Source organism: Rhizobium sp. USDA 3886 (assembly GCF_056279785.1).
The window spans coordinates 2,162,305-2,181,495 of sequence record NZ_JBWCDC010000003.1 but is presented as its reverse complement, the minus strand read 5'-3'; the positions used below and the strand labels follow the sequence as shown (position 1 = coordinate 2,181,495).

Here is a 19,191-nt window from a genome sequence, read left to right as displayed (position 1 = left end):
CTTAAATCTTGCGTAGGAAAGCGAAATGACAGCTCACATCAACATTGCCGCATCCACCAAGATATTGGTCCTTTCCGACGATGCTGCGGCCGCAAGCCTCATGCTCGATGTGTTCGGTGCGTTGTCGCGTTACGATGTGCGCCATGTGGCGCTGAAGGCGCTTGGCGAAAAAGGTCGGTTCGATTCGACACAGTTTGACCTGATCGTTCTCGACGTCGACGACGGCGAATCACTGCACCGTCCGGAACTGTTTGCGTTCCGCACCAGCCATCGGGACATTCCGCTCATTGTCGTTTCCGAGGATCTGCCGGACGACATGCTGCGGCTGCTCTTTCGCCTGAACGGCAACGACTGGCTGAAGAAACCCCTCGAGCGCCGCGCGTTGATCGACATGATCTCGACCCACGCTCCTGGCACCGGGGCAAGCGACAGCCGGGTCCATGCCGTGGTTTCGGCCGTCGGCGGTGCGGGCGCCAGTGTGATCGCTTCGTCGCTGGCGCATGTGCTTGCCCAGCCGACCAAGACTTCCGCGCCGCGGGTCAATCTGTTCGACATGGATTTTTCATCGGGGTCGCTCGGCTACTATCTTAACCTTGTCAACGACTACGACCTGAAGCCGGTCATCGCCAATCCTTCCCGGGTCGACCTGGAATTCATCGATCTGGTCCGCAAGCGCCATTCGGGCGGCTTTTCGCTGCTGTCCTTCAAGCAGCCGTCCGTCCTTCTGACGCCGAGGGGCTCCGAACTGGTGCTGCGGATGCTGGACGTAGCCGCCTTCGAGAGCGATCACACCGTCATCGACATTCCCTACTACGACACGCCGTGGAAGTACGATGTGCTCAGTTCGGTCAACAGCGTCTGCATCGTGACCGAAATGACCATTCCTGCGCTCTCGCAAACCAAGGACCTGTTCGCCAATCTGGTGCGGCTGCGCGGCAATTCGGATCAGATATTCATCGTCATCAACAAATACCGCACCAAGCTTTTCGGCCTCGGGGTGCGCCGACAGCAAACGCAGAAGATATTCGGGGAGATCCCCACTCATGTCATCGCGGATGATTGGGATACCCTAAGTGAGGCGGTCAATCGCGGGGTGCTGCCGGTGGAAGTGAATTCCCGAGCGCGCTTCTGCAGCGCGGTCGGCAAACTCGGAGCACTGGTGCGATGAAGGCGATCGACCGTCGGCGCATAAGGACCTGTGCCGCCATTCTTGGTGTTGCGGTTTTCGCGACAGCGGTCGCGGATGCCGCGGCAGGCGGGCTTGTGCCGCGAAGTCTCGGACCGAGAACAGGCGCCATGGTGACCATCGAGCAAAGCTACGCAGCAGGGACAATCGTCATTGTCAGCGGGAACCAGACGCTCGACCTCGTCGTCTCCGGAAATCGGGCGATCCGCTATAAAATCGGTGTCGGTCGCGATGGATTTCGCTGGAGCGGCGTCGTGAAGGTCGGGCGCAAATCAGAGTGGCCTAGCTGGCGGCCACCGGCCGAGATGAAGGCGCGCTCGCCGCAACTTCCGGACCTTGTACCTCCAGGGCCGTTTAATCCCTTGGGCGCTCGCGGAATCTATCTCTACAAGAGTAACACCGACACGCTTTACCGAATTCATGGAACGAACGAGCAGTCGACGGTCGGCGGTTTCGCATCGTCGGGCTGCTTCCGCATGAGCAACGCCGATGTCATCGATCTCTATGAGCGGGTGAAGGTCGGTTCCACGGTCATTGTAAAATAGTCGAGGGTGGAAGGCATGACGAACGGAATCATCGGGCGTTTCTACAAGCAGCGGGAACCGCAAAACCGGGAGCATCCGGAGGCGATCGAACTGTCTCTGGCCGGCGCGGTTCCGCACGTCCCAGCTCGGCAACCCGCGTCTGGCGAAGCGCCGATACATGTCGAAGAAGCTTCGCTCGGGCCAGACATGGTGTCGGAGCGGGTCAATCTGCATCGCTACCTTCTCGATCGGATCAACCTGGGCATTCTCGACACGCTCGACAACGAGGAGATTGCAACTGAGATCAGGCCGCTGGTCAAGGACTATATCCGGCGTAACAACTTTCCGCTGAATGCCAAGGAAATCAATGATCTGATCCGCGATATCACCGACGAGATGCTCGGGCTGGGACCAATAGAGCCACTACTCGCCGACGACACGATTGCCGACATCCTCATCAACGGCCACGATAGCGTCTATGTGGAGCGGGGCGGCAGGCTCGAAAGCACCGCCGTGCGCTTCAAGGACGAGGACCATCTGTTGCGGGTGATCAACAAGATCGTCTCGGCGGTCGGCCGCCGCGTCGACGAATCGACGCCGATGGTCGATGCCCGCCTCAAGGATGGCTCTCGTGTGAACGTCGCCATCAGACCGATCTCGGTCGACGGACCGCTCGTTTCCATCAGAAAATTTACGCGCAAGCCGCTGACGATGGAGCGCCTCGTGGAATATGGCGCCATGGCCAACGCGATGCGCGTCCTTCTTAGCGCCGCAGTCAGGGGCAAGGTTTCCATGGTCATTTCGGGTGGCACGGGTTCGGGCAAGACCACCTTGCTCAACGCGCTCTCGTCGCAAATTTCTCCGAAGGAGCGTCTGATCACGATCGAGGACGCGGCCGAACTCCAGTTGCAGCAGCCGCATGTCGGCCGGCTGGAAACTCGTCCGCCGACGCTCGACGGGCGCAACGAAATTCGTCAACGCGAACTTTTGAAAAATGCGCTGCGTATGCGACCGGACCGCATCATCGTCGGCGAAGTGCGCGGCGACGAGGCCTTCGACATGCTGCAGGCGATGAATACCGGTCACGAGGGGTCGATGACGACCATTCACGCTAACACGCCCCGCGACGCCGTCGGCCGGCTCGAACAGATGGTCGGGATGGCAGGGATGCCGATGTCGCAGCTCAGCATTCGCTCGCAGATCTCGTCCGCCATTACGATTATCGTGCAGGTTCAGCGCTTGAGCGACGGCAGCCGCAAGATCGTCTCGATTTCAGAGATCACGGGCATGGAGGGTGAGGTCGTGCAGATGCAGGAGATCATGAAATTCAAGAAGACCGGCACCGATGACCACGGGCGGATCCACGGAGAATTCCGCGCCACGGGCATACGGCCGCGCTTCATCGAGGAATTTGCCGAACTCGGGATCGAGATTCCTGCGATGATCTTCGATCCCGGTAAACCGCTGCAAACGGGGCCCGTTGAACCATGACCCTGATCCTGCTTTACGCGGCCGTATTCATCGCGGCCCTTGTTGCCGTCGATGCAATCGTTCGCGGCTACTTCAGGACATCCGAGCGTCACCGCGCGGTAAACCATCGGCTGAGCCTGCTCAATGTCAGCGATGATCATCGTAAGACCTACCGCGACATGCTGAAGGAGCGTGGTGCGGACGGCAGCTGGCGGCAGACACCGTTGATGCAGCGGCTGCGGCAGTTCTACGTCCAGTCCGGCATTAAGTTCGATGCCAGGCGATTTGGCCTCTTCGCGATCGCCGGCGCACCTTTAATATGGCTGGTCGTTCAGTTTCTGGTGCCGAGCAATCTGGTCAGGGTACCGGTCTTTCTCCTGATCTGCCTTCTCATCCCTGTGCTCGTCGTCTGGCGCACCCGGGCGAGCCGCATGCGAAAATTCGCACTGAAGCTTCCCGAAGCGCTCGATGTCGCCAACCGCAGCCTGGCCGCCGGCCACCCGCTGCCTGCGGCGATTGCTCTGGTGGCACGCGAGATGCCTGATCCGATCGGCAGTGAGTTCGGCCTCCTCTCGGACGAACTCACCTATGGTGTGGCGCTTGACGACGCACTCATAAATCTGGCCGACCGGGTGGGCGTCGAGGACCTAAACCTGCTCGCAATATCGCTGAGCGTACAGGCCGGAACCGGCGGGAATCTCGTCGAAATCCTGCAGAACCTTTCGAAGACTCTGCGCGACCGGACGATGCTGAAGGCAAAGGTCAAGGCAATCTCCTCGGAAGGGCGCATCACCGCGATCTTCATGTCGATGTACCCGTTTCTGCTCTACGGGATGATCAAGGCGCTGTCGCCGACCTACTTCGATCCCGTCTGGGACAGCGGCCACGGAACCATCGTGGTGTGCGTGCTGCTGGCCCTCATGGCGGTCGGCAATCTCATTCTCTACAAGCTGGTCAACTTCGAGTACTGAGCCATGTCGAGTGAATATGGAATTTACTTCATCGTCTTCTTTTCAGTGCTGATATTTTCCGCAGCGGCGTCGGAACTGGTTTTTCGTCGGCGTGAGGTCGGGGCGCGGCTGTCGAAGGCCACGACGGCAGGCGAGGAACTCCACCTTGGCGATACAACGATTGCCGATCTCGGCGAGGCGGAAAACCGCCTGATCCGCCGCTATTTCGAGATTACCCGGCGTGACACGAATCAGAATTCCACCCAGAACCGCCTGATCCGCGCAGGATTTTTCAATGCCAGCGCAGTGACGATCTTCCAGGTGGTTCGCGCGCTGATCTGTATCGGCGTGTTTGTCGCGGCGGTCTCGGCATTCGATCGCTTCGTGCCCGAGATGTCGCGGATAGCTACGCTGATCATCGCCATGTTTGCCGCCGGCGTGACCTTTATTCTGGTCAACATCTATATCGACCGGCGCGGCGGCGCCAAGGAGCGGGAGTATCGCCGGCTCTTTCCCGACTTCATGGACATGCTGATCGTCTGCCTCGATGCGGGGATGAGCATCGAGGCAGCGGCCAACCGCGTTACCCGGGAATTCATCGACAAGCAGCAGGACTTCGGCCTGCATCTCTCGATCATGATGCTGGAAGTGCGCGGCGGGCGCCGCTTGCGCGATGCATTGGCCAATCTTGCGACACGCTTGCGGATAGATGAGGCGCGGGTGCTTTCGGTACTGTTCCGCCAATCGGAGGAACTCGGAACGAGCGTTACTCAGACGCTACGGGTCTACAGTAAGGAAATGCGCGATCTTCGTATCGTACGGGCCGAGGAAAAGGCCAACGCCCTGCCGATCAAGATGTTGCTGCCGCTCGGAGCCTTCCTGTTTCCGGTGAGCCTGATCATCGTGCTCGTGCCGATTGTTATCCGTGTCGTCAGTATTCTCGTCGGCTTGAAACCCGGCGGTTGAGCCAAGCGAGGTCCGTATGCAGTATTCGCCCGAACAGAATCGTCAAGACGTCGTAGTGCTCCTCGATCCACGGATGCCGATGGCACCGGCAAGCCTAGAGGAGACTGGCCTGGAATCGTCGTTCCTGCTTAGGCTGTCGGCAAAATGTGCGGCCGAGCAGGATACCATCACGGCATCTCACCTGGCTGACCGCATGAAATTGCCGAAAGTGTTGGCCAATATCCTGATCAAGGAACTTGTGAAGCTCGCACTCCTGGAGGCTCGGGGCCTGGCCGGCGAGGATGTGAGGTCCGACATTCGCTATGCGCTTTCGACGAATGGCCTCGAATATGCCCGCGCGGCGTCGCGTCAATCCCAGTATGTCGGACCGGCGCCGGTATCGCTGGACGCTTTCTGCCGACAAGTGGGTTTGCAGTCCATCCATGACGAGCGCGTGACCCCAGAGCGGCTGATCGAGAGCCTTGAAGGGCTGGTGCTTTCAGATTCGCTGGTCGAAAAGCTCGGTCCGGCCATGAACTCGGGTCGCTCCATCCTGCTTTACGGACCGCCCGGAAACGGAAAGACGAGCATTGCCGAGCGGACGTCGCAACTGTTTCGCCAAACGATCTTTGTACCCCATGCCATCGAGGTTGGCGGCCATGTCATCAGTTTCTTTGACGAAGCTGTGCATCAACCCATAGCCGGGGCTGACGCAAAACCTTATCCGAAGGCCGATCAGCGATGGATCGAATGCCGTCGTCCAGTGGTGAAGACCGGCGGGGAATTAACCCTCGATCTGCTCGATCTCACCTTCAACGACGGACCAAATGTCTATGAAGCGCCGGTGCATCTGAAGGCATCCGGCGGCGTTTTCATCATCGACGATTTCGGGCGCCAGCAGGTGGCGCCGCAATCGCTTATCAATCGCTGGATCGTGCCCCTCGAGCGCGGATACGACTTCCTGACGCTGCACACCGGCAAGAAGTTCAAGGTTCCATTCGACGAGCTGGTCGTCTTCTCGACTAACATCGCCCCGAAGGATCTTTCCGACGAGGCTGGTCTTAGGCGCCTGAAGTACAAGATCTTCGTGAATAACCCGTCGCGCGACGAATACATCCAAATTTTCAAGTCGTATGCCGGCGGTGCCGCGATACATGTCACTGATATTGATTTGAACCATTTTTATGATCGCAAGTACCATGGCACGATGCTCGCGTCCTGCTATCATCCGAAGTATATTCTCGACTTCGTCGGGTCTTACTGTGAATTCAATGGAATACCGAAGGTCGCGTCGCTGGATATGCTGGAACGGGCCTGGGAAGGGGTGTTCACTCTGGAATAAGTGCCAGCGTTATTAAGGAATGCCTGAAACAATGACGTGATGACGAGCGGTGGAGCAAAGCGAATGACCAGCATCCCGAATCTCGACGCCGAAGCGGACGACGCAAAACTGCGCGGTATGCGAAAGACCGGAGAGCAGAGGCACCCAAGAAATGCGCCGCTTATCGCCATGGTTGTGATGCTTCTGCCGATCAATGCAGGCATTCTGATCTATACTGCCAAAAACGCCGCGGATTTGCGCGAGAGCCGCGAGACGATTGTCGCGCTCAAGAGGTCGATCGACGGCCTGAAAGCGCAGGTAGACAAGCAGGGGCGCAATTTTGCCGGAAATGCGAAGGCTGATGAAGTGGCAGTCATCCGGCAGCAGACCGAAAGCCTGCAAAAGACGATTTTCATAATGAATGAACGGATGCGCTCTGGTTCGTTTGCTTCGCGCGCTGGCGGAGCTTTGGTGCTGAGTGCTCCTGGCAAGGAACCGGCACAATATTTCGCGCCATCGCCCGCTGCCCCGCCAGCTGGATATCAGACTCCGGATGAAAGTTTAACGTCCATCGATGCTAAGGGCGTCGCGGTCGACGACCTGCCGCGCTACGAGCGAACGGTCTCACCGGAAGGGAAGCTTATACTCCGGAAGGTGCAGTAAACCGCGACCTCACCGAAATCTCCAACACAATCGCACGGCGACGCGAATCGTCCTGGTACCGTGTCGGTTCACAATCGGAAACGACGCCAGGCTGTCCGTCGGCGGAATCTCGACTGGGAGCCCGAATCGCCGAAAACCTACCTCCGTTGTGCGAAATTCACGCTGTTCTTCAACAATTCGAGGTTCCGGGCAGTCACCTCGTTTGCGGGATCGAGCTCGTAGGCTTTCAGAAAGTACCGTCTGGCACCGGGAAGGTCGCCGCGCAAGAGGTGCGAGTATCCGATGTTGTTGTAGTAGACCGGGGTATTGCCGATCATCCTTGCGAGTTCCCGGTAAGCGCGGTCGGAGGTATCGAAGCGGCCGACCATATCTGCAGAGGCCGCAAAGCCGAGCCAGGCGGCCGGATCTTCCGGAAAGACGTTAACCGCGCGCTTGTAAATGGCGTATGATTTTCCGTAGTTCTTTTCCTGAAACTGCAGCTTGCCAACAGTGATCAGTTCGTCGTTCTTGTAGAAGGCGACGGCTGAATCATCCTCGACGGTCTTCGCGCTATCGCCATAAGCTGCCAGGTTATCAAAGCTGGACGACTGGCACCCGACCAGGATCGCTCCACTCGCAAGCAGGAATGCGATGCACTTAATCCGAGCACTAACCTGCAGCATTTGCAATTTGATCCCCCGATCTTTCAGGCATCCTAGCCAAGCATTCGGATGTGTCCACGAGAAGTCTTCTTGAAAAAAACTAATAACTCAATAATTTAGATAAACAGTCGTAAAATAGCGACAGATGCGCCGCCCGTTGTGAGGCAAAATGAGCCAGTATTCGGAAACGCGCGATTCGAACCCGCGCTTCGCGGATTGTAATTGGTAGAGTAAAAATTAATCAAACGTCACCTATATTGTTCCTATCGGTCGTAGCGTGACCGTAAGGCCAAAGGATAAAAGTCATATGCGGACCGCTATGTTCACTTTGGTGCGACTGGGGCCATCCCTGGCTTATGCGACAGCGGCGGTCTTCCTCATCAGTATGCTGCTGTTGGAATACTCTCCCTCAAGCGCATCCGCCTGGTGGCTCTATATGGCGATTCTTCCGCTCATGCGCGAGCCTATCTACCTGCTTTTTGCGGTAACTGGAGTCGGAATTTGGATCGCTACGGTGCTCCTGATTCTTGCATCGCTCTTCGGGATTCAGCTCGCCTTGCAGCCACAACGACACCTGCGGTCAGGTTTCATCCATGCGCATGTCGCGTTGATCGCGACCGGTCTCACTATGGGGCGGGCGGCAGTGGCGCAGGCCGGCCTTTCCAGCTTTTCATTGCCGCGACTGCTGCGCGGCGACTGGTCTTTCCTGCCGCTATCCTCACCGCTCGGGACGCTTCTTTTTATCCTCGTGCTGTCGGCTTGCATTTGCTGCCATCTAAGGATCCTCAAACGTATATACCGGTCGGGTGCAGTATAGGCGGATCCGCCGCTTCCTGCCTGGCGACACCGACCAATCCAACATCACCCAGCAACAGCTCGTCGACCTTGCCCATCATCTGAATGCGCAGCCACGCAAATGCCTCGGCTACAAAACACCGGCCGAAGTGTTCATCGCCCATTTGCGGGAATGTGGCTGATCCCATGCCCTGTAGTCTGGCATCTTGCACTTGGCGTAGATTCTCCAACTGCAAAGTTAAGAGTGTGTCCTGTTTCTGCAAAGTTGGAATGTCGCACTCCCGGCGTTTTAGAGCACGTCCGTTGAACGCAGAATCGGAATTGATATGACAGTCGCTGTTTGTCGTGAGCGGACGTCGTGATCGCGGACAGCCACAATCTTGGTCGTGTCCGCCATGTCGTGGCAAACGGGAAGCTGGCGGTCTTCAACGGCGCGATGACGGTGGGGATTTTTGAGCATCTGATCGCCCCTCAGGTTGACTCGGAGCGGGTGCGGTCCTGGGACACTTATCAGACTTGCCAACAAAATATTGTAGAAGTATGGTATTTTACAATATAGCGGGAGGAAAAGGAGCGACCCACATGGCACGTGCAAAGACGTTTTCTCTTGGCGACAACTACGATGGGATTTTAGCGGACCTCGTCCGCAATGGACGTTTCGGGACGGAAACCGAAGCTGTGCGCGCTGGCATCCGCATGTTGGCTGATCACGAGCTGAAAATGCGGGCGTTGCGCAAAGACATTCAGACGGCAGACGCCGAGATTGAGGCTGGGCTTGGTAAAGAATACCCTAGCGGTGCGGATCTCCTCAAAGACCTCATGAACGAAAGATAGGGCCATTAAACCGAAACGCCTGATTGTCGCGCCGTCCGCGATCGAGGATCTCCGGAACATGCGGCGCTATATTGCCGAGAGCAGCCCCCACTATGCACAAGAGTTCTTGGCCGACCTGACGGCCAAGATCGCATGGATCGCCGAGGTAGATTTCACCGGCTCGCCTCGTGACCACATCGCCGAGGGCCTGCGCGGCCTTCCTTATCGCAACCGCTGCATTTATTATCGCTCGTACCACGACCGCATCGTGGTCCTCCGCGTCAAGCACGGCGCTGAGGATATCAAGCCGCAGGATTTTGAGTTCTAGAGCACGTCCGTTCTAGTCTCTTCATGCGTGAAAACTGGCTCTCAAACCGCGTCTTCAAGTCCTACGAGAATATCGTCATGGTCCCCTCGACTTAGAGGGCGATACCCTGCGTCATCGCAAGTCTGTCAATTGTCAGATGGGCTCTCAACTATTGTTGGGAGGCCGTCGTTGCAAGGCGTCGCAAAACAGCATCCCCTCGACCACCGCAAAGGGCTTGCCGACACGGGGGTACCAAAAGATTTCGAGCCGCTTCTCCGACGTTGCGAGAAAGAGACTGCTCTCAAGCAGTATCTGAAGAGCGTGGCGGACGACGAGATTGCTGGCACAGACCCACAGCAGGACCCCTCCCTCGAAGCCCCGGACGATAGCCTTGCCTTCGTCGAAGACTAGCGTCCGTTCAGTCCTGTTGCCATTGACCCTCCGGGCGAGATGGGAAATCGGCAGGGTAGTCTGCTCAACGAGGTCGCACGGATTCGACGCCAAGATATAGCTCTCGGCGGCATTTCTATGGGTTTCGGCTTTAATTGTCGACCGCCCGCTCGTTGCCACCGTTACCTCCTTGAGTCGCCGGGACAGCCCATGCCTCCAACGGCCGTTGAGGACAGGTGCCTGATGCCGCCGTCGGCATGATTTAGTGCACGCTTTGCCGGCGCACTCGACTGCTAATTCTATTAGTCGCCTACGGAAGGAGCCTGGTGTCCAATATGGAGCGAACCAATTTCTATAGCTCCGCCCTCGACGTCAGCACGACGGCTAGCGTCGGCGGTTCGAAGGGCGTCAACGCGGATATCGACGCGAGCCTTGGCGAATCAAGCCTCGCCGCCGCTTCGGCAAGGATAGGCCTCTCCGAAGACGCGCTTCTCAACGGCGATGTTGGAGTTGGAACGCTTTCCGGAGATGCCACCGGTACCGGCGCTGTTGGCAACGGCAGCGTTCCACGCGGTGCATTGATGTCCTTCAACGAGATGTCCGCGATCGACAAAACCAAGGCCAAGTTACGCTGCAAGGACGTTTTGCGCTCCGGCGGGTTCGACGCAAGCCTTGTCAAACTCTGCAAGATGGTCGTGGCGATGCGCTAATCGTAAGCGGTGTCTTCCTCCCCATTGACCAAGCGCGGTAGGCCGTTCCGAAAGCTACCGCTGCAACATTGACGGCAACAAAGCGCCAATTGCGGTCATTGCTTTGAATGGTCTACAGTTCTGCGCGAGCGGGATCATCGGACGGACCAGTGAATGACAGAAGCAAGCATCGATACCTGCAGTCCAAGGCAAATGCACGCCAAGGCCTGGGCCGAAGAATACGAACTCATTGACCGCCAGCTTTCTCCTCTTGGCCTGCGAGCCATGGAGGAGTTGCATTTGGGTCCTACGGATACCGTCATCGATGTCGGTTGTGGGACCGGGCAGACGATCTTGCAATTAGCGGATCGAGTCGGTGAGGAAGCATTGATTTACGGTGTGGATATTGCAGAACAGCTCCTCACGGTCGCCCGTCAACGCACGAGCCAATGCAAATGTGTTCGCTTGATTGAGGCCGATGCTCAGGTTCTGGAGCTACCACCCCGCAGCGTGAATGCGATTTTCTCCCGTTTTGGCGTGATGTCATTTGGCGATCCAATAGCCGCATTCTCCAATTTCCATCGGTTGCTAAAGCTCGATGGCAGGCTTGCATTCTGCTGTTGGCGGCCCTTTCGGGATAATGAATTGGACAGGTTTCCGTTATTTGCGGCGGGATTTCAATCGCCAGAAGACGAGACCCCTTTCAGCTTTTCAGAGGCGGGATATGTCCACAACGTTCTGATGTCTGCCGGATTTAAAGACATTGCAATCGTGCCTTATGACGAAGCAGTGACAAGTGGTGACGTCGACGCAATGACGCGCGTGCTGTTGAGCATTGGCCCGCTTGGTAAAATTGCTCGCGAGAACGCCACGATCAAGTTGGCGGCTGAAGCCAAGTTGCGCGAAGCACTCGCAGACCTCGGCAATCCGGCTAGCGTCGCACTAGTCGCCTCGATCTGGATCGTAACAGCCAGGGCCTAAAACCTCTCTGAGACAATCAATCGGATTATTCCCAGTGACCGCTTCGGGCCGAGTGCAGACGAACGCGTTCGGCGGCTTCGCGCCGAAGCGGCCATAGCGTGTTGCGCGCATTCCCGGCACGACCATGGCGTTTGCAGGCGCAACCCGGTTCTCGAGCTGCGCCTTAGGAGGTCAAAGTGGCGTGCCTCGAAAACCTATTTCGATCTGTATGCGACCAGGGAGCATGCAGTAGAAGAGCCAGCCGTCGCGAATAGCCTTTGGCGGTCGATTAAGCTCCACGTCGGACAATTGCAGGTTAGCGTACATTTTGTCGACGGCATCTGCGGACTCCAGCATGAAGCCGATGTGATACGTCGATGTACCGAGGCTCACCTGATCGGAAGTGCCGAACCCGGCAACGGGCTGACTGACGACCAGTTCGAAATCGGCCTCGTCACGTAGGACGATCAGGCCGTCGCGGGCAAATTCTTGCCGAAACCCAAAATGGGTTACGAGAACTGCGGCAGTTCGTTGAACATCGGGGACATGAACGTCGAGATGATTCATTCGCATGCTAATATCCTGGTTTCCCGACGAATATGAGCATTACATCAGCTCCGGAATCCGCCGAGGCAGCGTGCGGGATGCACACTGTTCTCGTCGCGGGTTCTCATGCCAAGGGCACGGACAGAGCTTCCTCTACGGGAAGGGGTCAGGCTTACCTAATCTGACCCTGCCTTTTTCGACATCGTTCGAATAATGCCCTCCGTGTCTGGCGTCAAGACTTCCAGCTTTCGGAGGTCGTCCGCTAAGGGCCGACACCGGCCGGATGCGCCAGGAGCGGATACCCGCACTCCAGCGCCTACGGGTAGGCGTGTAGGCCGTCGAACTTGCGAATGTTGAGCTTGGAAACGTCGATCTCTTCGATGCAGCGGGCGTTGATCGACACCGGTGGCGGGAAGAGTGTTGACGTACGAACTACCGCGATACCGCAGTTGGAGCAAAAGTGCTGACCGCCAGTCGCGGAGCGCCACCAATAGGTGCTCGCGCCGTTCTTCTCGCTGAGGTACTTCACACTATCCGGCGGGACATACCAATGCAGGAAGCCGCTGCGGGTGCAGATCGAGCAATTGCACTCAATAACCTCGTCCAACTCCGCATCGACCTCCAGTCGCAGCCGCCCGCAATGACACGAAACGATGTGGCCCATAGCTATCCTACTCCCGCCAGGAGCATATAGGCTAGGCGATGAGGAGCGCCACCCCACGCTCTGGCATCGGGTGTCCGCTTCGGGCCGACTGCGGAAGAGTGCCTTGGCCAGAAAGCGCCATCAGCGGTCATTCGCGAGGAAGTTTGTCCGCAATTTCTTGAAACTGCTCAGCAGTAAATCCCGTAAGCGTCGGCATTTCCCAGTCAAAAAAAGACTTCTTAGCGATCGCATGAAGGATCAGCAGTCGCACACCATGCAATTCCTCTGGCGTGAGGTTAGGATTCGGCACCACTGATCTTAACTCAGCGGCGATTTTCTCTGCGGCCTTTCGAGGTGAAGGTCCGAGAAGGATGACATCGTCGTCTTTCTCCAGCTCCTTCAATGCACCGATGACGATTTGAATGATTGTCGTGTTATAGCGTTCGTTCACTTTGGCGGCCTGTCGGTAATTGATAATCTCCGCAAGCTTTTCAGACGCTTACGATTGCAGTATTTAAATTCACGATTAGTTTTCAAAACTAAAAGTTGCAATCATCTTTCCGACAGGCTCGGGAAAATACCAACGAACCCCGATTGTCCTTCCATCGGCTGCTTTCACCTCGCCTCTTTCAAAGTCGCCTATTGTCAAAAGCGCAATGGTTGCAACCTGGCTCCCGATGACCTTTAAATCTATGACTCTTTCAGGACTTCCGCACCCCTTCTTCGCGTCGGGACATATCCATCCATCCGAGTGTATCCTGGCGAAGGGTGCAAAGCTGCTGTTAGACGATCCACCGAAGAACGATAACCGTTCCCTCAATGGGTACCACTCAGTACCAACGGTGATCTCGTCGAATAGGTTGTCAGCCTTATCGGATGAAAAGTCGTTGTAATTTGTGAGAACCCTGGAAAGCCCAGCTATCATCAGGGTCACCGGCTTACCTGCAAATTCGCAGTCAATCCAGACCGGACGTGTTTCGTGATCAGTGTCGCTGAGAACGATTGGTTCATTTCGCTTAACGCACGCCGAATCGACAGAAATTGTGGCGTTGTTCGGCCCTTCAATTGTCCACGTCTCTCCCATTGAAACTCGTGGAAGCAGCGTCGTACCCAACAACAAAATCGCACAGCAAAACCGAACTCTCATCGTGGCCCGTCCTCCACCGGCTTGCAACTAGCGCCGATCCTCAGGTATAGCCGCAGCTCGTTTTCGACTGATTAAGGCGATGGTTCAAATGTCGGAAGTAGTCCGCTTCGAGCCGCTAGCTGCTTCGCGCCAATTGCGGTCATTGCGCCCCGATGGACCGCCCCTATAATCGTTCTACTGCGAGAGGCTGCTGATTTGAAGCTGGTACGGGTATCGAGCCAATCTGAATGGGAGGCGTATCATCAGATTCGACGGCATGTGCTGTTCGATCTGCGCGGATTGTCTGGATACGACGATCACCATCCTGACGACAGAAAGCCGGAGCATCTTCCGCTGATTTTTGTCGACGGCAATGAGTGCGTCGGTGCCGTCCGTCTTGATCTCACTGGGAACGGGAATGGGGTGGTTCGCACGGTTGCAGTCGTTGCGGAGCGCCAGCGGCAAGGTATCGGCCGAGCCATGATGACCGCTGTCGAGAGACTAGCCATGGCTCACGACGCAGTCAGGCTAGAAGCCCACGCAGCGCCCGACGCAGTGGGTTTCTATTACAAAATTGGCTGGGAAATTGTCGATGCACACCGGCCTAATCCTCTTATGGCAAAGCTTTTGAAATGACCGCTTAGCGCCAGAAGCAGACCTAAGGTCACTTCTAACCATCGGAGGCGACTGCCTCCGGTTTCCCTAATCCACGAGTTAGCGCGTCGTCCGTCATTGAATGCCGAGCTCACTGGCGGTGCACCAATAAGTCGAACGCCTCATCGGGGGAAGGCGGAACGAAGTAGCTGGTAAAGAGATCGAAGTCCTCGTCACTGACCGAGAACTCGTGCTTGCCGCTCGTGTTCCTTCCAAGAAGTCGGGCTTTGCAGACCTCGTCAGGTACATCGAGATAGTGGAGCCGGTGTGCACATCCAGCCTCCACAAACAGCGTGCGCATCCATGCCCGCTGGGAAGGAGTGTTCCCGGGGAAGTCGAGTACGACCGACAGTCCGGTTCGGAGTAGATCAACGAGCAACCCAGCCATAGCATCACGCAATCGCGTCGAATTACGAACGTAATCGGCCAAGGTCTTTTGCTCGCCCGGATACAGGCGGGCGAGCCAATGATCTTCCCTCACCACAATCGTACTTGGGCCCGTACCCAATTCAGTGGAGAGGGTGGACTTTCCAGAAGCGATCTTGCCGCATAGGAAATGCAGTGTTGTTTCGTGCGAAAACATGGATCGAGACCTTGCGAAGACGCGATTTACGCGTGGTGTTGCAGACGCGCATAAACCCGACCCGACGTATCAGGCCGGGTAACGAATTCGGCCGCTGATCGTGGCTGCGTCTCGCACCAAGTAGGTCATTTTTCAATGGTACCACTGCGCTTGTTCCTAGTCGAGTGAGTCGACCGCTTAGCGCCGACCCACGCCTTTGACGGGGTGTGGGTTGCGAGGAATGACTGCTTTGAGCCGCTAGCTGCTTCGCGCCAATTGCGGTCATTGAGCCACTAGGATACTCAATGGAAGAACTGCTACGGAACTAGAGCTGACCAACTAAGGTATTGAGGTGCGATGTTTGAAGCGGCTCCCCAGGCAAAGGCGGACGTCAAAGAAGGAACGCTATACGCCATCGCCGGAGATGATGAGTGGATTTACTTTGGGCAGGTCTGCAGAGATAAGTCCCTGGCGTTCTTCCTTAGGCGAGAAAAAGTTATTCCGGATATCGGAGACATTACAGCCTCATCCGTTATGTCGATTTTCACGGTTGCGTATCCCTCTATAGGCCGGGCGCTTCGGTCGGGTAGGTGGAAGAAGCTTGGCCGTGCACCTCTCCCGGCAGACATTCGTTCACAGCCGACCGTGCAATGGCCGATTGGGGCGTCGAAGGTGACTATTTGGCTCAACGGCGCACCGTCCTATGAAACATTCCCAAATGATCCCGCGATCCAGACGTTCGAGATCATAGCCGCTTGGGATGCTGAATATCATGTCCCCAAAAGGCTCCATGCCGATTTTTGTGGGGGTGCCGCCGAACAAGGAGTTGGTGGGCCAATATGGCGTGAGCAACTCCTCCGAGCGGATATTTTGCGGCCTTCGTGATGGACAAACATTGACCATAGCATGACCGCTAAGGGCCGACACCGGCCGGATGCGCCAGGAGCGGATACCCGCACTCCAGCGCCTACGGGTAGGCGTGTAGGCCGTCGAACTTGCGAATGTTGAGCTTGGAAACGTCGATCTCTTCGATGCAGCGGGCGTTGATCGACACCGGTGGCGGGAAGAGTGTTGACGTACGAACTACCGCGATACCGCAGTTGGAGCAAAAGTGCTGACCGCCAGTCGCGGAGCGCCACCAATAGGTGCTCGCGCCGTTCTTCTCGCTGAGGTACTTCACACTATCCGGCGGGACATACCAATGCAGGAAGCCGCTGCGGGTGCAGATCGAGCAATTGCACTCAATAACCTCGTCCAACTCCGCATCGACCTCCAGTCGCAGCCGCCCGCAATGACACGAAACGATGTGGCCCATAGCTATCCTACTCCCGCCAGGAGCATATAGGCTAGGCGATGAGGAGCGCCACCCCACGCTCTGGCATCGGGTGTCCGCTTCGGGCCGACAGGCGACTTGGCTCATGGCAGTGAAGCGCCCACTGGCGACAGCACCTCATAAGGATCGCGCCAATTCGGGGTTTGAGAAGACTAAAGGTCAGGTGAGGGGCTGGGTTCTTATTGCTAGGACCTGAAACTCAGCAAGCATCTACTTTGCGAAGCCCAGAACCGTAGTTGCGCCGTTCTGTAGGTTTACACCAATGCGGTAGCAACTCCACGTATTGGCGATGAGGACTTTGCCGTCCCATGATATCGCGGTGAAACAGTCCTGCATGTCTTTCATCGGAGGGGCAGTTCTCCAAAGAACCTCATCGTCTGAATTTCGCCTCACGAGGTTGTCGCCGTCCCTCATATCTTCCCAGTGGTAAAGCACGACGCTGCCCGCGTTATCCGGAAGATCAACGCGGTCAATTATTCGGCCTGACATCAGTCCCTCATCGTTGCCTAGCGTTCCCGTCAGCATTGCAGATTTTTGCGGATTCGCCAATTATCACTCGGTCTCGTGGCGCGTCGATTTGACGAGACTGGGCTCTGCCATCGGCGGTCTTTGGATGGCCGCTTCGGCACGACTGGCGCCATCGCAATGGCAGCGAAGCGCCAGAAGCTGTCAAGCGTATAAAGTTGATTTCTATCGACGCTCTGCCTTATAGTTGCAAGTCACTTTGCTGGGTGCTGCTTATGCTTGTCTTATACGTATTTGTCCCCGCCGCCACGCTGGTGTTTTTGTTAATGGCAATCGCCTCAATTCCAACAGAGGCATTTTCGGCCGCCAAGACTTTCATCGCGGATCATCTGTTGCTTTATCGCGTAGCGCTTGTCGTCTTTGCGCTCTCGCTTTGCTTCGTGCATGAGATGTTTTTGCTGTTTTTTGGGGGTTGGATGGCGTTGGCCTGCTTCGGTCTAGCGGTGAGGCATTGGCTCCTTGGTGGCCGCAGGAAGAAGAACGAGGAAGCTACTTACGGTCCCAGCCTGCTGCCATTGGAAGCTTTCGAATTTTTGTGGGGCGGCAGATAACGCGTATTTCCGCATTGGGCCGAAAGCGACCGGAATGGGCCAAAAGCAGACTTCAGCCGTTTGTCCGCCGCGAATAATTCCAGGGCATCAAAACGTCGATCTGGCTCTGCCTGTGGCCGTTGACGATAGCGGTGAGTGTGGCGGACAGGTAGGCGAACGGATCGACAGCGTTGAGCTTGCAGGTTTCGATGAGCGAGGCAATGGTCGCCCAGTTCTCCGCTCCTGCATCGTGCCCGGCGAAGAGAGCGTTCTTCCGATTGAGGGCAACGGGCCTGATTGTCCGCTCGACGGCATTGTTGTCAATCTCGATCCGACCGTCGGTCAGGAAAATGCAGAGGCCATCCCAGTATTTGGCCACATAGGCGAGAGCTTCGCCGAGCGACGACTTACCAGCGACACGAGCACGATGCTGCGTGAGCCAAGTTCGCATGTCCGCAATCAATGGCGCTGATCGTTCCTGCCGCCCGGCGAGGCGAGCTTCTGCGGGAAGCCCGCGTAGCTCGGCCTCGACCCGATAGAGTTCACCGATCCGCTTCACGCCTTCCTCGGCAATTGGTGCCGAGCCGTTGCGCGTGATCTCGACCAGTTTGCGACGTGCATGGGCCCAACAATAGGCCAGTCGGATGTCCGGTCCAACGCGATCCGGTGCGATCAGCCGATTATATCCGGCATATCCATCTACCTGAAGGATGCCCGTGAACCCTTGCAATATCCGCTCGGCGTGGTGCCCGGCGCGACCGGGAGCATAGGTGAAGGCGACGCCTGGCGGCGCAGCTCCGCTCCACGGTCGGTCATCACGGGCCACGCCCAGAAGTATCCGGTTTTGGTTTTGCGGGAGCCGGGATCGAGGACCGGCGCACGGGTCTCGTCCATGAACAGCTTCGTCGCCCGCTTTAGGTCGGCAATCAGAGTGTCGAAGACCGGGCGCAGTTCGAATGCTGCCCGACCGACCCAATCGGCGAGAGTGGATCGGTCAAGGTCGATGCCCTGTCGGCTCATGATCTGGGCCTGGCGGTAGAGCGGCAGATGATCGGCGTACTTCGCCACCAACACATGCGCGATAGTCGCCTCGGTTGGTAATCCGGCGGTGATCAGTCGCGCTGGCGCTGGAGCCTGGGATACGCCGTCGGTGCAGGCACGGCAGGCATATTTGGGACGTCGAGTAACGATGACGCGAAACTGCGCCGGGATGACATCCAGCCGCTCGGACACGTCCTCACCGATGCAATGCAGGCCACCGCCACAGCGGCAGATCAGGCTTTCCGGCTCGATGATCTCCTCGACACGAGGAAGGTGGGCGGGAAGAGAGCCACGATTGGTGGCACGAGATTTGGGGCGCGGTTTACCCGAGGGGCTGTCTGCTTCGTCTTCGGCATGGACAGCCGCAATGGCACTTCAAGTGCAAGATCGAATTGCTCGGGATCGGCCTTCTCGGATTTGCGACCAAAGGCTGCCTGCTTGAAAGCGGCGACCAGCTTCTCCAGCCGTTCGATCCGCTCATCCTTGCGGACTTCACGCGCTTGCGCCGCGATCAACATCGCCTTCAGGGCAGCAATATCGTCTGGAAGATCGACCGCATCCAACATGGAGGAAGTCT

General features: G+C 57.1%; 24 protein-coding genes and 2 pseudogenes. 16 read left to right on the top strand and 10 right to left on the bottom strand.

Annotation, left to right across the window (positions count from 1 at the left end; all coding sequences use genetic code 11):
- The first annotated feature begins 25 nt into the window (after positions 1-25).
- The 7 genes from ACZ9BX_RS33380 to ACZ9BX_RS33350 all read left to right on the top strand — a co-directional run bounded on the left by ACZ9BX_RS33380 (position 26) and on the right by ACZ9BX_RS33350 (position 7,059).
- Entirely contained in the window at positions 26-1,168 is a 1,143-nt protein-coding gene (locus tag ACZ9BX_RS33380; protein ID WP_476222616.1) for a pilus assembly protein, read from the top strand.
- Positions 1,165-1,731 carry a L,D-transpeptidase gene (locus ACZ9BX_RS33375; RefSeq protein ID WP_476222614.1) on the top strand — a complete coding sequence of 189 codons (567 nt, stop codon included), beginning with the start codon at positions 1,165-1,167 and terminating at the stop codon, positions 1,729-1,731. The genes ACZ9BX_RS33380 and ACZ9BX_RS33375 overlap by 4 nt, the downstream gene beginning before the upstream one ends.
- Before the next feature lie 15 nt (positions 1,732-1,746).
- Complete coding sequence (locus ACZ9BX_RS33370; RefSeq protein ID WP_476222612.1) at positions 1,747-3,201, top strand: CpaF family protein; 1,455 nt, start codon at positions 1,747-1,749, stop codon at positions 3,199-3,201.
- Positions 3,198-4,151, top strand: coding sequence for a type II secretion system F family protein (locus ACZ9BX_RS33365; RefSeq protein ID WP_476222610.1), 954 nt, complete (start codon positions 3,198-3,200; stop codon positions 4,149-4,151). Before ACZ9BX_RS33370 ends, ACZ9BX_RS33365 begins: the two co-directional genes overlap by 4 nt.
- Positions 4,152-4,154: 3 nt before the next feature.
- Positions 4,155-5,096: a type II secretion system F family protein gene (locus ACZ9BX_RS33360; RefSeq protein ID WP_476222609.1), complete on the top strand. Its 942-nt coding sequence runs from the start codon at positions 4,155-4,157 to the stop codon at positions 5,094-5,096.
- Positions 5,097-5,112: 16 nt separating this feature from the next.
- Entirely contained in the window at positions 5,113-6,417 is a 1,305-nt protein-coding gene (locus ACZ9BX_RS33355; RefSeq protein WP_476222608.1) for an ATP-binding protein, read from the top strand.
- 63 nt (positions 6,418-6,480) lie between these two features.
- A complete protein-coding gene (locus ACZ9BX_RS33350) occupies positions 6,481-7,059 on the top strand; it encodes a hypothetical protein (RefSeq protein WP_476223111.1) in 579 nt (192 codons plus the stop codon).
- Positions 7,060-7,196: 137 nt separating this feature from the next.
- Here the strand turns inward: ACZ9BX_RS33350 and ACZ9BX_RS33345 are convergent, their stop codons facing one another.
- Positions 7,197-7,721 (bottom strand): tetratricopeptide repeat protein, encoded by a 525-nt coding sequence (locus ACZ9BX_RS33345; RefSeq protein WP_476222607.1) that lies wholly within the window; start codon positions 7,719-7,721, stop codon positions 7,197-7,199.
- 286 nt (positions 7,722-8,007) lie between these two features.
- On the opposite strand from ACZ9BX_RS33345, the gene ACZ9BX_RS33340 reads away from it, so the two are divergent.
- From ACZ9BX_RS33340 to ACZ9BX_RS33325, 4 genes and pseudogenes are all read left to right on the top strand, one after another.
- Positions 8,008-8,517: a hypothetical protein gene (locus ACZ9BX_RS33340; RefSeq protein ID WP_476222606.1), complete on the top strand. Its 510-nt coding sequence runs from the start codon at positions 8,008-8,010 to the stop codon at positions 8,515-8,517.
- A pseudogene (locus ACZ9BX_RS33335) lies at positions 8,516-8,677 on the top strand (IS30 family transposase); the annotation flags it as partial. The gene ACZ9BX_RS33340 and the pseudogene ACZ9BX_RS33335, both read left to right, overlap by 2 nt.
- 400 nt (positions 8,678-9,077) lie before the next feature.
- Entirely contained in the window at positions 9,078-9,329 is a 252-nt protein-coding gene (locus ACZ9BX_RS33330) for a type II toxin-antitoxin system ParD family antitoxin (RefSeq protein WP_100770859.1), read from the top strand.
- Between the two features lie 4 nt (positions 9,330-9,333).
- Entirely contained in the window at positions 9,334-9,636 is a 303-nt protein-coding gene (locus ACZ9BX_RS33325) for a type II toxin-antitoxin system RelE/ParE family toxin (protein WP_100770858.1), read from the top strand.
- 144 nt (positions 9,637-9,780) lie between these two features.
- On the opposite strand, the gene rctB is transcribed toward ACZ9BX_RS33325, so the two are convergent.
- Complete coding sequence (gene rctB / locus ACZ9BX_RS33320) at positions 9,781-10,185, bottom strand: SMa0974 family conjugal transfer regulator (RefSeq protein WP_476222605.1); 405 nt, start codon at positions 10,183-10,185, stop codon at positions 9,781-9,783.
- 146 nt (positions 10,186-10,331) lie between these two features.
- Here rctB and ACZ9BX_RS33315 point away from each other — a divergent pair, with 146 nt between their 5' ends.
- Positions 10,332-10,715 carry a hypothetical protein gene (locus ACZ9BX_RS33315; RefSeq protein ID WP_476222604.1) on the top strand — a complete coding sequence of 128 codons (384 nt, stop codon included), beginning with the start codon at positions 10,332-10,334 and terminating at the stop codon, positions 10,713-10,715.
- 153 nt (positions 10,716-10,868) lie between these two features.
- On the top strand, positions 10,869-11,675 hold the full coding sequence (locus ACZ9BX_RS33310) for a class I SAM-dependent methyltransferase (RefSeq protein WP_476222603.1): 807 nt from the start codon (positions 10,869-10,871) through the stop codon (positions 11,673-11,675).
- A 171-nt stretch (positions 11,676-11,846) separates the two neighbouring features.
- Here ACZ9BX_RS33310 and ACZ9BX_RS33305 read toward each other — a convergent pair whose 3' ends face one another.
- From ACZ9BX_RS33305 to ACZ9BX_RS33290, 4 genes are all read right to left on the bottom strand, one after another.
- Entirely contained in the window at positions 11,847-12,221 is a 375-nt protein-coding gene (locus ACZ9BX_RS33305; protein ID WP_476222601.1) for a VOC family protein, read from the bottom strand.
- 295 nt (positions 12,222-12,516) lie between these two features.
- Positions 12,517-12,864, bottom strand: coding sequence for a GFA family protein (locus ACZ9BX_RS33300; protein ID WP_476222592.1), 348 nt, complete (start codon positions 12,862-12,864; stop codon positions 12,517-12,519).
- Positions 12,865-12,991: 127 nt separating this feature from the next.
- The gene (locus ACZ9BX_RS33295) at positions 12,992-13,294 is read right to left on the bottom strand and encodes a hypothetical protein (RefSeq protein ID WP_476222599.1); all 303 of its coding nucleotides are present in this window, start codon (positions 13,292-13,294) and stop codon (positions 12,992-12,994) included.
- Between the two features lie 75 nt (positions 13,295-13,369).
- On the bottom strand, positions 13,370-13,927 hold the full coding sequence (locus ACZ9BX_RS33290; RefSeq protein ID WP_476222597.1) for a hypothetical protein: 558 nt from the start codon (positions 13,925-13,927) through the stop codon (positions 13,370-13,372).
- A gap of 258 nt (positions 13,928-14,185) precedes the next feature.
- Here ACZ9BX_RS33290 and ACZ9BX_RS33285 point away from each other — a divergent pair, with 258 nt between their 5' ends.
- The gene (locus tag ACZ9BX_RS33285; protein ID WP_476222596.1) at positions 14,186-14,605 is read left to right on the top strand and encodes a GNAT family N-acetyltransferase; all 420 of its coding nucleotides are present in this window, start codon (positions 14,186-14,188) and stop codon (positions 14,603-14,605) included.
- A 109-nt stretch (positions 14,606-14,714) separates the two neighbouring features.
- Here ACZ9BX_RS33285 and ACZ9BX_RS33280 read toward each other — a convergent pair whose 3' ends face one another.
- On the bottom strand, positions 14,715-15,206 hold the full coding sequence (locus ACZ9BX_RS33280) for a P-loop nucleotide/nucleoside kinase family protein (RefSeq protein WP_476222595.1): 492 nt from the start codon (positions 15,204-15,206) through the stop codon (positions 14,715-14,717).
- A 336-nt stretch (positions 15,207-15,542) separates the two neighbouring features.
- On the opposite strand from ACZ9BX_RS33280, the gene ACZ9BX_RS33275 reads away from it, so the two are divergent.
- Entirely contained in the window at positions 15,543-16,070 is a 528-nt protein-coding gene (locus tag ACZ9BX_RS33275) for a hypothetical protein (RefSeq protein WP_476222593.1), read from the top strand.
- Positions 16,071-16,152: 82 nt separating this feature from the next.
- On the opposite strand, the gene ACZ9BX_RS33270 is transcribed toward ACZ9BX_RS33275, so the two are convergent.
- Both ACZ9BX_RS33270 and ACZ9BX_RS33265 read right to left on the bottom strand, forming a co-directional pair.
- Positions 16,153-16,500 carry a GFA family protein gene (locus tag ACZ9BX_RS33270; protein ID WP_476222592.1) on the bottom strand — a complete coding sequence of 116 codons (348 nt, stop codon included), beginning with the start codon at positions 16,498-16,500 and terminating at the stop codon, positions 16,153-16,155.
- 228 nt (positions 16,501-16,728) lie between these two features.
- Positions 16,729-17,007 carry a DUF7957 family protein gene (locus ACZ9BX_RS33265; protein ID WP_476223096.1) on the bottom strand — a complete coding sequence of 93 codons (279 nt, stop codon included), beginning with the start codon at positions 17,005-17,007 and terminating at the stop codon, positions 16,729-16,731.
- A 251-nt stretch (positions 17,008-17,258) separates the two neighbouring features.
- Between ACZ9BX_RS33265 and ACZ9BX_RS33260 the strand changes: the two genes are divergently transcribed.
- Positions 17,259-17,594: a hypothetical protein gene (locus ACZ9BX_RS33260; protein WP_476222590.1), complete on the top strand. Its 336-nt coding sequence runs from the start codon at positions 17,259-17,261 to the stop codon at positions 17,592-17,594.
- Between the two features lie 52 nt (positions 17,595-17,646).
- Here ACZ9BX_RS33260 and tnpC read toward each other — a convergent pair.
- A pseudogene (gene tnpC, locus ACZ9BX_RS33255) lies at positions 17,647-19,180 on the bottom strand (IS66 family transposase).
- Positions 19,181-19,191: the final 11 nt, after the last annotated feature.